The organism is Methylophilus sp. 5 (assembly GCF_000515275.1).
Classification (GTDB): Bacteria; Pseudomonadota; Gammaproteobacteria; order Burkholderiales; family Methylophilaceae; genus Methylophilus.
Genome location: NZ_KI911560.1, coordinates 647,489 through 661,373 on the forward strand (window position 1 = coordinate 647,489; position 13,885 = coordinate 661,373).

General features: G+C 51.6%; 11 protein-coding genes. 4 read left to right on the forward strand and 7 right to left on the reverse strand.

The genetic code is table 11. The annotated features are described in order from the left end of the window. Positions 1-2: 2 nt before the first annotated feature. The 4 genes from METH5_RS0102915 to METH5_RS0102930 all read right to left on the reverse strand — a co-directional run bounded on the left by METH5_RS0102915 (position 3) and on the right by METH5_RS0102930 (position 4,431). Complete coding sequence (locus METH5_RS0102915; RefSeq protein WP_029147096.1) at positions 3-215, reverse strand: DUF1656 domain-containing protein; 213 nt, start codon at positions 213-215, stop codon at positions 3-5. Beyond that, positions 205-2,409 carry an FUSC family protein gene (locus tag METH5_RS0102920; RefSeq protein WP_029147097.1) on the reverse strand — a complete coding sequence of 735 codons (2,205 nt, stop codon included), beginning with the start codon at positions 2,407-2,409 and terminating at the stop codon, positions 205-207. Before METH5_RS0102920 ends, METH5_RS0102915 begins: the two co-directional genes overlap by 11 nt. Beyond that, entirely contained in the window at positions 2,378-3,841 is a 1,464-nt protein-coding gene (locus METH5_RS0102925) for an efflux transporter outer membrane subunit (RefSeq protein WP_232410918.1), read from the reverse strand. Before METH5_RS0102925 ends, METH5_RS0102920 begins: the two co-directional genes overlap by 32 nt. An 86-nt stretch (positions 3,842-3,927) precedes the next feature. Further along, a complete protein-coding gene (locus tag METH5_RS0102930) occupies positions 3,928-4,431 on the reverse strand; it encodes a MarR family winged helix-turn-helix transcriptional regulator (RefSeq protein ID WP_029147099.1) in 504 nt (167 codons plus the stop codon). Between the two features lie 236 nt (positions 4,432-4,667). Here METH5_RS0102930 and METH5_RS0102935 point away from each other — a divergent pair, with 236 nt between their 5' ends. After that, positions 4,668-6,362 (forward strand): ABC transporter ATP-binding protein, encoded by a 1,695-nt coding sequence (locus METH5_RS0102935; protein WP_232410919.1) that lies wholly within the window; start codon positions 4,668-4,670, stop codon positions 6,360-6,362. A 42-nt stretch (positions 6,363-6,404) separates the two neighbouring features. Here the strand turns inward: METH5_RS0102935 and METH5_RS0102940 are convergent, their stop codons facing one another. Together METH5_RS0102940 and METH5_RS0102945 are read right to left on the reverse strand one after the other, a co-directional pair. After that, positions 6,405-7,448, reverse strand: a complete 1,044-nt coding sequence (locus METH5_RS0102940) for an NAD(P)-dependent alcohol dehydrogenase (RefSeq protein WP_029147101.1) — start codon at positions 7,446-7,448, stop codon at positions 6,405-6,407. 174 nt (positions 7,449-7,622) lie between these two features. Then, on the reverse strand, positions 7,623-8,591 hold the full coding sequence (locus METH5_RS0102945) for an AraC family transcriptional regulator (protein ID WP_198290671.1): 969 nt from the start codon (positions 8,589-8,591) through the stop codon (positions 7,623-7,625). A gap of 188 nt (positions 8,592-8,779) precedes the next feature. On the opposite strand from METH5_RS0102945, the gene METH5_RS0102950 reads away from it, so the two are divergent. The 3 genes from METH5_RS0102950 to METH5_RS0102960 all read left to right on the forward strand — a co-directional run bounded on the left by METH5_RS0102950 (position 8,780) and on the right by METH5_RS0102960 (position 12,904). Next, positions 8,780-10,717, forward strand: coding sequence for an SMP-30/gluconolactonase/LRE family protein (locus tag METH5_RS0102950; protein WP_029147103.1), 1,938 nt, complete (start codon positions 8,780-8,782; stop codon positions 10,715-10,717). Positions 10,718-10,856: 139 nt separating this feature from the next. Continuing rightward, positions 10,857-11,144, forward strand: a complete 288-nt coding sequence (locus tag METH5_RS0102955) for a PsiF family protein (protein WP_029147104.1) — start codon at positions 10,857-10,859, stop codon at positions 11,142-11,144. A gap of 203 nt (positions 11,145-11,347) precedes the next feature. Continuing rightward, a complete protein-coding gene (locus METH5_RS0102960) occupies positions 11,348-12,904 on the forward strand; it encodes a bifunctional diguanylate cyclase/phosphodiesterase (protein WP_232410920.1) in 1,557 nt (518 codons plus the stop codon). Between the two features lie 68 nt (positions 12,905-12,972). On the opposite strand, the gene cyoE is transcribed toward METH5_RS0102960, so the two are convergent. Beyond that, positions 12,973-13,869 carry a heme o synthase gene (gene cyoE / locus METH5_RS0102965; RefSeq protein WP_232410921.1) on the reverse strand — a complete coding sequence of 299 codons (897 nt, stop codon included), beginning with the start codon at positions 13,867-13,869 and terminating at the stop codon, positions 12,973-12,975. Positions 13,870-13,885 lie beyond the last annotated feature (16 nt).

The window sequence follows — 13,885 nt, forward strand, 5'->3', positions numbered from 1 at the left end:
TTTCAATACACCATTAAACCAAACACGGAAAACAAACCAAAAAACAGCGCGACGCGCAACAGCGCCGGGTACCAAACCAAGTCGTAGATATTCCATGCAGCCAGCCACTTATCCAGCAACCAGATCGCCGCCACAGCCAATAAAAACGCCAAGAACAAGGTCGGCACATGCGCATCCAAAAAGGCCAATTCACGCGGGACTAATTCATGCAACATGCGCGGTCTCCATGGTCAAAGACTGAGGTTGATTAAGTGATGCTTCCGTCGCAATCACCAGTCGAATAAAGTGCAATTGGGTGCTTAACTTTTTGGCCTGTAAAGCAGGCAGCGCGTCCATATGCTGTGCGTCTTGCAACCACACCAGAAACTGATCCAGCCATCGCAATACTTGCTGCTGATTTTTTTGCACGGGCTGTTTGTAGTAATGCGCAAGCAGCACAGTGGTGTGCTGTAGCCACTTGTGAGGGTGGGCAGGTAAACCGCTGGCAACGCTGCGCAAGGCAATCACGGCATGGCCGATTTCCAGCGTGGCACACAAGGCCTCAACCATGCGCACGCTGTCGGCGTCTTGTGGGCGGTGCACATTGCCAGAACGCTGGATCAGGTCGCGGGCCCGCATTTCAAATGCCGTGGCTGTCATGTCGGGGTTGCGGCAAGCATCCACCACCAGCTGGCGCAACTGGGCAAACACGCGTGCTTTGGCCCAGGGGCTGGCGACATAATCAGTCAGGCTGAACATGATGCCGGACACCACCAGCGCAATCATGAGCGCAATCGAGTCATTAAAGTATTTAACCGGGTTATCACCCAGCGCCTGGTTAAAGCCCACCATTAAAAAGTAAGCAATGCCTAAACCTGCCCCTACCAGGGCCGTAGTCGGTCTGGCGCTTAACCAGGCAGTGAGCAAAATGGCCGGGGTAATCACAATGCACAGCATCACGTAATCGTGCGCAGCCGTGAGCCAAAACACATTGCTCACATACACCAGCGCAATGCCTAGTAACACGCCCGTGGCAAACTGGCGTATGGTCGCCGTCGGTGCAGGGCTGGCCGCAAACAAGGTGCTGGTAATCACCCCCAAGGTCATGGCCAGAATACCCGACGGCCAGTCTATGGTCATCCAGATCGCCGCCAGGATCAGCAAAGTGAGGGCGCCGCGTGTGGCAGCAATCGACACCGGCAACCAGTCGATATGCATATGCAATTTGTCTGCGGTGAACTCGCGGGCATCCACATTACGCGCACGCGGGTACGCGATCAGCAAACCATAAGTTGCCAGGTAAGTGGCTAGTTCGGCGGCCAGTCGTTGCAACAACTGGCCGCCAGTCTCTACCTCTTGCTGATGCACATCTGGCAATAACGACAATGCTTGTAACTGCTGACCCAATAAGACATCAAAATTTTGTTTAAAAACAGTCAGCGCCTGCTGCAAACTCGTCAATGTTTGTGCATCGTGGGCGGGCTGGCCGTCGATGAGCATCGCGTCAGCCAAAGGTTGCAGCAAGGCTAATAAAGCATCTGCCTCAGCCCTGCGGCCTCGCGCGTGCAAGCGTTGCACCAGGCGCTGGAACACCACATAGCTGGTAGAAACCGCCATAAACTGTAGATTCAACTGGTGAATGGTTGCGCTATGCAAACGCGCATCATCGGTTTCAAACTGCACCGATGAGCGAAAAGCGTCCAGTTGATAAATATCCTGCATAAACTTTAAAAATGGCTGGTTTAATCCGGCAGGGGCGCCAGCACCTAACAACACACTAAAATCGCGAAATTTGCCACGCACCACGGCCTGGATGTTTTCCCACAGGCGCTGCGGCAAAATCAACTCACTCACCAGCGTCGCGCTTAACAGCCCCACGCCGATTTCAGATAAGCGGGTAGCCGCAATTTGAAAGGTATGCCAGGGGGTAAGCGTTGCCGGCAAGCCAACAATGCATAAGGTATAGCCTGCCAGCACAAAGCCATAAGACTGAAAGTTACGGGTGACCAGCGAGCCCGCCGTGCACAGCCCTATCCAGAGCGCAGCGGCGATAAAAAACGGAAAGCGGTCTTGTGCAAACCAGGCCACCAGCAACATCGAAAACAAAATACCAATCACGGTGCCAATCAGGCGGTAATAACTTTTAGTGATCACCATGCCAGAACGAAAATGCATCACAATCACCACCGTCAGCAAAGCCGTCGCCGGTTGATCCATCTCCATTTTTAATGCTACCCACAACGCCAGAAAAGCAGCAACTAGGTATTTAAACAAATAGCCAATCAACGGAAAATCGTGCCTATACCAGTCTGCACCTGCCTGATGCAGGCAATCGGCAGCCAGTTGCACGCCTTGCTTGAACACAACCAAGCCAGCAAACAGCCGCTGCCTGCCGCGATTAATGCACCGCTTGAGCCGCATGGTCAGCATCTATCACCCCTCCGCCCAATGCCAGCATCAATGTGGCATAAGCTTCCAGTCGCACGGCCTCTTGCTCTACCAGAATGCTTTTTTGTTGCAACACCAGTGCGTTGGTTTGCAAGCTCTCAACCAGGTTGCTCAGGCCTGCGCGGTAGTTCTTTACCGCCAGTCTATGCGCCTGCTCGGTTTTATCCAGGGCCTGCTGCGTATTGCCTGTTTCATCTGCCACCGTGTTCAATACAGATAATTGGTTAGAAATGCCTTCCAGCGCCTTAAGGATAGTGGCGTTGTAATCTTCCACCGCCATGTCATACATCGCTGTTTCTGCCGACAGGTTGGCGCGGCGCTTGCCGCCATCAAAAATAGGCAGCGACATGGCCGGACCAAAGTTGCCAACCAACCCTGCACTCGAAAACAGCCCAGAAAACGCCAGCGCCTGAAAACCAACATAGCCCAACAAATTAATATTCGGGTAAAACGCAGCCTTGGCACTTTGAATATGTTTTTGGGCCGCCTCTACCCGCCATCTGGCAGCAACAATATCCGGGCGACGCCCCACCAGGTTGGCAGGCAAATGATCAGGCAAGCCGATAGTGGCGGACAAATGCAAGGTGGGGCGCACAATCGCGTCACCCGCGCCTGGCCCATCGCCGCTTAACGCAGCCATCTGATTTTTTAACAAGGTGAGATGTAAGTCAATCTGCGCCAGTTTGTTTTGTGCCGCTGGCAACGTTGCCTCCAAACGGCTCAGGTTTAATTGCGTATTGAGCCCGGCAGCCAGGGCTTTTTTAGCAATGCCAATTTCGTGGCGCACATCTTCCAGCTCCTCTTGCGCCAGATCGCGCCATTGGTACTCGGCAGCCAGCCTGACGTAGCTTTTAACCATGGCCGCCGTGAGTTCAATCTTCACCTGCTGCATTTCTGCCTCGGTGACCTTGGTTTCATCCAGCGCCGCCTGCCAGGCCGACTTTTGCTGCTTCCACAAGTCAAGGTCATACGACATTGCCACCGTCGCCTGGTTGTTCCAGTTAAAACGGCCCGCCCAGGGTTTGGGAATAAAACTCAACTCGGTAAAGCGCTCGCGCGAAGAACTCACCTTGCCACCTACATTGGGCAAAGTAGCCGCATGCGCCTGCTCAGCCATGGCGGTCGATAATGCAATCCGTGCGGTAGCTTTTTTCAGGTCAGGCTGATCATGCAGGCTTTTTTCCACCAGTCTATCCAGTTGCGCATCCTGATAGGCCTGCCACCAATGCTCGGTCGGCCAGGCAATGACAGCGGCATCGTCTATGGCTTTACCCAAGGCAAGCTTGTCCTGTGCCAGCGGCTGCGACACTGGCGCGATACCTTTGCTGCTGATACAGCCGTTTAATAACAAGGCCAATAAGCAGACAGACCAACGCGCCATGCTTGCATGGTTGTGCGGCAAGAGAGCTGTCATCGTTAAGCTAAGTGGCATAGACATAAAGTATGGTCATTGATAGTATGGAATCAAACTAAATGATTAAAAAATTTTACGGCATTAAATTACTTAATTAAATCGACCCGGCTGGCCAATGTGGCAAGATCAGCAATCAAGGTATTTCTTTGCGGCTTGTCCAGCACATTCATAAATTGCGTCACACATTGCACATAGACCGGCATCACCTCATCCAGCTTTTGCTGCCCGGCCACCGATAAGCGAATCAGGAATTTACGCCGGTCAGTGGTATCCATAAAGCGCGACACCAGGCCCTCACGCTCCAGCCCATCAATAAAGCCGGTCATGGTCGCCTTGGTCACGCCGGCCTTTTCTGCCAGCGCAGACGGTGAAGAGGTCAAGTCATCCTGGCGCATAAGCAATACCAGCACCCACCAACGACCTTGCAACAGCCCATGCCCGGCCAGCAACGCGTCCAGAGCAGACGACATATCTGACGCCGCACGCAAAATGCTGACAAAGTCAGAGATCGCTGAAATGTCTGTGCCGGGATAACGCGTCACAAATTTTTCCAGGCTTTTAGAGGTAGGTAATTCTTTAAGTAGCAACATAGTACGGATCATTATAGTATGGCATCAAACCAAATGCAAATAAAAATATACTTTACCAGGCACAACGATTAGGGCATTGCTTTAATTTTTCTGGTTTAATAAAGCTTAATCGCTTCAGCCTTTTAAATTCCTGGCATCATAATTCAGCTGTGAACCTGACAAATCATCCCCTCCCGCAGAAAGCCTTCTCTTTTCTATTTTCATATATCACGCGCCGTCCCTGGTTGTTCGGCTCAGTGTTTCTCATCATTATGGGCGCTGCCAGTTCAGCGGTGGGGGTGCAATATGCCATGAAGCTATTGGTGGATGCCATGGGCAGTACAGAAAGATTAACCGCCGATGTCTGGTCGCCTTTATGCCTGTTCCTGGTACTGATCACGGTCGAGAATCTGTTGTGGCGGTTGGGAGGCTGGCAAGGTTCTCGCGCCATTGTTGCCAGCGGGGTTGATATCCGGCTAGACCTGTTTGAGCATCTGACGGGCCATTCGATGCGTTATTTCAACCAGCATTTTTCAGGCGCACTCGGCAACCGAATTACCTCTACCGCTTCTGCCACCGGTGAGATATTTGCAACCATGTTCTGGCGCATTCTGCCGCCGGTCACCGACTTTCTCGGTGCGATTCTCGTGTTGACCACCATCCGCTGGCAAATGAGTTTAGGCTTGATGTGCTCTGTGTTATTTGTCGCCGGTTTGCTCATCATCTTCGGCATCCGCGGCCGCAGAATACATGACAATTACGCCAGGCGATCCTCGGATGCGAGCGGAAAAATGATTGATGTGGTGAGCAATGTGTGGACGGTAAAAGCGTTTTCCGCCCGCTATCGCGAAAAAAGCCGCTTGTCGCGCGAGTTGAACCGCGAGGCCAAGGCGCACAGACGCAGTTGGATGTATGTAGAACTGGCCCGGGTGATTCATGATATGTGTCTGGTCATCACCGGCGCAGGCATGTTGGTCTGGTCCATCTTACTCTGGCGCGCCAGCAGCATCAGCACCGGCGACGTGGTCATTGTCAGCACCCTCACCTTCAGGATACTGCATGGCTCACGAGATTTAGCGCTTGCCTTGGTCGGCACGGCCCAACAATTTGGCATTATCAATGAAACGCTCAAGGTGATTGCCCAGCCACACTCAGTCAAAGATCCGGATGCGCCGTCAGCGCTTGCCGCGAAAAGCGGCCATATCCTGTTTGAACAAGTGTCTTATACCTATCCGGATGGCCACAAGGTATTTGATCAGCTGTCATTTGAGATCAAAGCGGGTGAGCGCGTCGGGCTGGTGGGCGCTTCAGGTGCCGGGAAATCGACCTTGATTGGCCTGATTCAACGCCTGGATGATCTTCAGGATGGCCGCATCCTGATTGATGGCCAGCGGATCGACCATGTTTCGCAAGACAGCTTGCGGGCAAACATCGCCGTCGTGCCACAAGATATTGCGCTGTTCCACCGCTCGGTGTTTGAGAATATTCGCTATGGCAGGCCAGAAGCCTCAAACGAGGAGGTGTATACCGCGGCGCGCAATGCCTATTGTGATGCGTTTATTCGCAGCCTGCCCAAAGGCTATCGCACCATTGTCGGTGAAAAAGGCGTCCGTTTGTCTGGCGGACAAAGGCAACGCCTGGGCATTGCCAGGGCCTTTGTGAAAGATGCGCCGATTTTGATACTGGATGAAGCCACCTCGGCCCTCGACTCCGAGTCTGAACAGGAAATCCAGTCAGCGCTCGCCTCACTAATGCAAGGCCGCACCGTGTTAGCGATCGCGCACCGGCTGTCTACACTGGCTTCATTCGATAGAATCATTGTGTTGAAAAACGGGAAGATTATTGAAGATGGTCCGCCAGATGTATTGCGTGCGAATGGTGGACCATTCGCTGAGGCCTGGAACTTACAGGCCAACGGTCTGGATAAGTTAGCCACCACGGACCCAAGTTAAAAAAAGCCCTGCTCAACCGAACAGGGCTTTTAATATGAGTGCTTAAGCTTTCATTGAGTTGATATCAATCACAAAGCGATATTTCACATCGCTCTTGAGCATGCGCTCATAAGCCTCATTAATATCTTTGGCAGCAATCATTTCAATGTCACTGACGATATTATGCTTGCCACAGAAATCCAGCATTTCCTGGGTTTCAGCAATACCGCCAATTAATGAACCAGCTACCTGACGGCGCTTGGTAATCAGGTTGGCGCCATGTACCTCGACCGGGTCCAATGGGCCAACCAGCACAATGGTTTTATCGCGCTTGAGCAAGCCAATGTAAGGATTGAGGTCATGCGCCACCGGCACGGTATCAATAATCAGATCAAAGCTGGCGGTATGCTTGGCCATATCATCAGCGTCTTTTGAAATCAGCACTTCATGCGCACCCAAGCGGGTGGCATCTGCCGCTTTGCTGGCTGAAGTGGTAATCATCACCACATGCGCACCCATGGCTGCAGCCAGTTTGACACCCATATGCCCCAACCCACCCAGGCCGATAATGCCGACTTTTTGGCCAGGTTGTACATTCCAATGTTTGAGCGGCGAATATAAGGTAATGCCCGCACACAATAATGGCGCCACGGCTTTGGTATCGAGGTTTTCGGGCACACTGACGACAAAGTTTTCATCGACAGTAATACGCTCGGCATAGCCGCCAAATGTCAGGCCACCATGCTTAGTGTCTTTGGCGTTATAGGTAAACACCGAGCCGTCGCAATATTGCTCCTCACCGGCACCACAGTCTTCGCAGTGGCGGCAGGAGTCGACCATACAGCCGACCCCAACCAATTGCCCCAGCTTGAATTTGGTGACATGCGTACCGACACTTTTCACGCGACCTACAATTTCGTGGCCAGGCACCATGGGATATAAAGAACCGCCGCCCCATTCGTTGCGGGCCTGATGAATATCCGAGTGGCAAATGCCACAATATTCAATATCAATCAGCACGTCGTGCGGGCCCGCCTCGCGGCGCTCAATGCTCATGGGCGCAACCGGCGAGGTCGCATTTTGTACACCATAGGCTGCAGTTTTCATCGTTATCTCCTTCATCGGCTTAACAGACTCATCAGGGCGCTTTAAGGGCCCGATGAACACCTGCAATAGTCTAAAAGATGCAATAGCAAAAGGGATTGCCTGCTTTTATCGAATGCTTGCCTAATACTCTGATTTACCCGTGCTAATCAGGCAAAAACCCGCTGTTTTTTTGCACTATTGCTGAACCGTGACATATTTCTCTGCAGCATAACGCTCGCTCAGGGCGCTAGGCGTCGTCAACAGCGCCGTGCGTACTGCGCTCACCTCCTCCATCGGGCTTTTGCCAAACATGCGCTTAAACTCGCGACTGAACTGTGAGGCGCTCTCATAACCAACCTGACTCGCTGCCGAGATCGCGCTGAGGCCATCTTGCACCATCAGCAAGCGCGCTTTGTGCAAGCGTGTTTTCTTCAGGTACTGGATTGGTGACGTCGCCGTTACATCCCTGAACGCAGCGTGAAAAGACGGCACACTCATGGCAGACACTGCCGCCAGTTTATCAACATTGAGTTCATTGGCATATTCGGCATGAATCAAGCGCAACGCCTTGCCGATTTTGCCCATATTGTTGTGGGTGCTGTGCGCCGCCAAAATGGCAGCCGCCTGCGACGATTGCAAGATGCGGTAATGAATCTCGCGGATAATGGCTTGCCCAAGCACGGTAGCTTCGGTTCTTGATTGCAAACATTCAAGCAATCTGACCACGGCATTAGATAAACGCATATCGAGTGGCGTTGAGCTAATGCCACTTTTGCCGTTGATGTTCATGGGCGCATCGTGCGCGACATTTAACAATAACTCAGACACCATAGACAAATTAATGCGGATAGAGATGGCCAGCAATGGCTCCTCCGCCGAGGCAATGGTTTCACTTTCAAACGGCAGTGGCACTGACAAAATTAAAAACTGCTGCGGGTTGTATTGATACACTTCACCACCCAGATAACCAATCTTGCGGCCCTGGCACACAAAGACGATGCTGGGCTCATAAAACACCGGGCTACGCGGAATCGCCCGATTCCAGCGCATCAGCTTAACGCCATCGAGTGCGGTGAGGGTGAATCCTTCTGTGGGCGTCAGCGTCGACAGCAGTGCAATGGTGCGGTCCCGGTCGTGCGCGTGCCAGCATTCAGTATTACTCATAATAGTTAAGAGAACAAAGTAATTAGGCATTTATATTACGCTTAAATGTCTTTAATCACCAATATGCAAATAGGATTAGGCAATCATTTCATATTTTTTAACTTTTCAGCGATGGCTGGCCCGCTTACACTGCCCCATATTGCAATTGGATTGATTGCAATATTTTTTTGGAGAAAGGGATAGTCGTGATGAAAAATCAACTCATAACAGGTCTGATCGGTGCCATGTTCGCTACGTTGGCAACCTCTGCCTGGGCAGACATTCATGATGTGCGTGCTAACTTAAACAAGCTGCATGTGCCGGATGGCTTTCATGTGGAAGTGTATGCAGAAGTCCCTGGTGCGCGCCAAATGGCGCTCGGCACCAATGGTAATGTGTATGTGGGCACCCGTGGCAGCAAAGTGTATGCCGTGGTCGATAAAAACAAAGACCATAAAGCCGACCAGGTGGTGACTATTCTTGACGACCTGACTGTTGGCAATGGTGTGGCCATGGTGGATGGGCATTTATATGTGGCCGAGCAACACCGCATCACGCGTTATGCCGCCCCCGATTTTGATTTAACGCTGCCGTTTAAGGTCATGCGTGAAGTGATTTACGACAAACTGCCCAACAAAGCACATCACGGCTGGCGCTATCTGGCGGCAGGCCCCGACAACAAGCTCTATGTCACGCTGGGCGCACCGTGCAACATTTGTGACCCCACAGGCATTGAAGCCTCGATTATTCGTATGAACCCAGACGGCAGCCAGGTAGAAACGTTTGCCAAAGGCGTGCGTAACTCGGTGGGCATGGACTTTCAGCCGGGCAGCAATACCTTATTTTTTACGGATAATGGCGTAGACCTGCTGGGGGCTGATATTCCTCATGATGAGCTCAACGCTGCGCCTAAAGCAGGTTTGCATTTTGGCTTTCCATACTATGCGGGTGGCGATGCGCGCGACCCGAATTGGAAAAACAAAACGCCGCCTACTGACGTGACCCAGCCGGTGGCTGAGTTTCAGGCACACACTGCCAACCTGGGCTTTAAGTTTTATACCGGCAAGCAGTTTCCAGCTGAGTATCAGGGCAATGCCGTGATTGCACAACATGGTTCATGGAACCGCAAAGTGCCTGTGGGTTACCAGTTGGTACGTGTCACGTTTGACGCACAGCAGCAAGTTAAAGAAACCAAGCCGTTTATTGATGGCTGGCTGAGTGCAGAAGGTGAAGTTTGGGGCCGCCCTACCGATGTCTTGCAATTACCGGATGGCTCATTGCTGGTGTCAGATGACTACAATGGCGTGATTTACCGCGTTAGCTACGATGGCAAAACACATAGCGCAGCCACGGCAACGACTGAAGCCAATACCTTGAGCGGTTTGGTGATGCCTGAGTCTGTGTTTGCCACACCAGAAGGTGTCACTTATGTGTCTGAAATCGGCGAGTTTGGCAAACTGGGGGACGGCAAAATCACCCGCATTGCCACCGACGGCACACGCACGACCTTGGCTGATGGCTTGAATGACCCCAAAGGCCTGGATATGTTTGATGGCCAATTGTACGTCGCCGACATGGACCGCGTGGTGCGCATTGATGCGAACAGCGGTGTACAAACCGTGATTGCTGCCGCGAGCGCGTTTCCACAAAAACCCGTCTTTTTAAATGACATTGAAATCGACGGCCTGGGCAACGTATACGTTTCTGACAGCGGCGATGACCATGGCAATGGCGCAGGCATTTTTAAAATTACGCCAGAGGGCAAATTAACCCAGGTGCTTAAAGCCAAAGCAGGCATTAAACGCCCCAATGGCTTACTGATGGACGGCCCGGACCGCTTGCTGGTGGCAGACTTTGGCACAGGCAAACTGTTCAGCGTGCAAATAGGTGGCAAAAAAACCAGCGTGACTTTGCTTAACCAGGGCTTTGGCGGCGCCGATGGCCTGGTGAGAGATGCCAATGGTTTGCTGTATGTCAGCGACTGGGCAGGCGGCAATGTCTGGCAACTGACCGAGCCAAAAGCCACACCGCAACGCATCATTCAGGGCTATCAATCCGCTGCAGATATCAGCTTGTCTGCAGATGGCAAAGCACTGTTGATTCCTGATATGAAAGCAGGCACGCTACACACGGTGCCGATTCGTTAATGGTCTGACAAAAGCCCGGTATTTCGCCGGGCTTTTTTATTCACCTAAGCGTTTAGCTGTATGTCACAATGCCAGGCACAGGCCTGCTAACCGGCGGCCTGAACTCGAAAAATACTTATCTTTTTGTTTGGAGACTTTCATGAATAAACTGGTGATTGCCTTGTTGTTATCTTGTGTCTGTATGTCTGTGTATGCAGGCCCGCAACAGGAAAAAATGAAAACCTGTAATGCTGATGCTAAAACCAAAGCCCTCGCAGGCGATGAGCGCAAAGCCTTTATGAAAACCTGTTTGTCGGCTGACGGCGCAAGTGCAGGCTTAACCGCACAACAAAACAAAATGAAAACCTGTAATGCTGACGCTAAAACCAAAGCCCTGGCAGGTGACGAACGCAAAGCCTTTATGAAAACCTGCTTATCAGCCAAATAAACACTTTAATACGCAGCACCCACATCGCCTGCTGGCTTGCCGCAGGCGATTTTTTTATTATTATTTTTCTCAGCCACGTCTAAAGTTTCTTTATATTCTGCCGTTAATTGAGTTAGCCCTTGTTGCGCCTACCTAAACAGGTGAACGCACCAGGCCCTGACTGATGTGCTCAAATACTGGGACACCATGGTATGAATACCGACATGACAAGACTGGCCAGTAAACTGATTCCCGCCCTTGCCGCGCTGGCACATCAAACCGCCTCGGCGGTGCCTGCCGAGCTTGCAAGCACCAAGAGCAGCGCCTCGTTTAATCATACCGGCATCACGGCTATTTCTATTGTGTGCGTGTTATTGCTGTATCAATTCTGGCGCTTTTATCAGCGCGCACAGCGCAGAGAGGCGGACATCAGGCTGCAGCTTTGGCGCCAGGCCAATTATGACTACCTGACACAACTGCCTAACCGTTACCTGCTACAAAAGTGCCTGGAAGAGGCCATTGCCGATTGCCAGCAATCGCAACAACCCTTGGGATTATTGCTGATCGACCTCGATGGCTTTAAAGATGTGAATGATATTGCTGGCCATGCGGTGGGCGATCGTTTGCTGCAAAATGCGGCTTTGCGCATCCAGTCTTGTGCCCGCAGCGGTAACACCACCGCTAAACTAGGCGGCGACGAGTTTGTGGTGGTGATCCCCAAACCGCGTGATATTCAAGTGCTGCATGAGATTGGCGCAAAGATTGTAGACACCATACGCTCGCCGTTTTACATTGAAGACAATCAATACTTTGTCACCGCCAGCATCGGCATTGCCGTTTTTCCTGACCATAGCAGATCGGGTGAAGAACTGATGATGTTCGCCGATCAGGCCTTGTATGCCGCCAAACGTGCAGGTAAAAATCAATATCAGTTTTTTACGCAAACCATGCAACGCGAAATCCGCGACCGCATCTCACTGACCAACGACCTACGTTCAGCAGTGGCTAACGGTGAATTGCACCTGGTTTATCAACCGATTTACCAACTGCACGACCTGCGGCTGATCAAAGCTGAAGCGCTAATCCGCTGGCAACATCCAACCCGCGGTGCCATCCCGCCCGATGTGTTTATTCCACTGGCTGAAGAGTCGGGGGTCATTATCGAGATTGGCAAGTGGATTTTTGATGAAGTGCTGCGTGACTTATCTGCCATTGACCTGCTGCGTTTGCAAGGCACGCAAATTAGCCTCAATATTTCTCCGGTGCAATTTGCACACCCGCAACACCTGATGGCGTTTATCAAACGCCTGCAACGCTCTAACATCCCCTGCGAGCGCTTTTGCTTTGAGATTACCGAGGGCCTGCTATTAGAGCCATCCAGAGTCACGCAAGACACCCTTAAAAACGTTAAGCAGGCGGGCATCAAGCTCTCGATAGACGATTTTGGCACTGGTTATTCTGCGCTAGGGTATCTCAAAAAATATCAAATAGATTACGTCAAAATCGACAAGTCATTTATTAAAAACCTGGAGGTCGATAATTATGACTTTATTCTGTGCCGATCTATCATTCAGATGGCGCATGAGCTCAATATCAAGTTGATTGCGGAAGGGGTTGAGAATGCCCGCCAGGAGAGCATTCTCAAGGTGATTAACTGTGACTTTATTCAAGGCTTTTTGCATGGCAGACCAACTATGTTTAGCTCTCTGCTGGAACAAGTGTATCAGCAGGCAGCGCATCAAAACGGGCACAACCAGCTTAGCAACCAAACCAAACATTAAAGGCGCACAAATGCGCGCCTTTAATGTTTGGATAGCTGGTTATTCAATACCAGCTAGATTAAAACCGGTTATATCAAGTAATGGTCTAGCAACAACACAGCAAACATCAGGCTCAGATAAATAATTGAATATTTAAAGGTTGTTTTAGCGAGCGCGTCTGAGTAGTGGCGGTACAGGCTGATCACATAGTACATAAAAATCAGATTGAGTACGATGGCCGATGCCAGATACAGCCAACCACTCATGCCCAGGCCATACGGCATCATCGAAACCACCACCAGAATAATGGTATACAACACAATATGCAGCAAGGTGAATTGCTCGCCATGCGTGACCGGCAACATCGGCATGCCGACTTTGGCATACTCTTCACGGCGATACAACGCCAGCGCCCAAAAATGCGGCGGCGTCCAGGCAAAAATAATCAGGAACATCACCAGCGCCTCTGGCGAGACGGTATTATTCACCGCCGCCCAGCCCAGAATCGGCGGCATGGCACCTGAAGCCCCGCCAATGACAATATTCATCGGCGTGGCTGGCTTGAGAAACACAGTGTAAATCACCGCGTAGCCAACAAATGTGCCCAGCGTGAGCCACATGGTCAGCGGGTTGACCCAGTAATACAAAATGCTTAAGCCGACGCCACCAAGCACGCTGGCAAATAGCAGCGTCTCCATTTGCGATAACTGCCCGGTCGGTATCGGACGTGCACGGGTACGCGCCATCATGGCATCAATCTTATGCTCGATGAGGCAGTTAAATGCCGCCGCGGCACCTGAGGCAAAGGCAATGCCCACCGTGGCCGCCAGCAATACCGAGAGAGGCACCATGCCGGGCGTGGCCATGAGCATACCGATGATGGCGGTAAACACGATCAAGGCGGTTACCCTTGGTTTACAGAGTGCATAAAAACTGCGCATCCCCATGCTGGCCGAGGCCAATTGTGTCATCCAGGCTGTTTGCATATTGTTCCCCTATTTT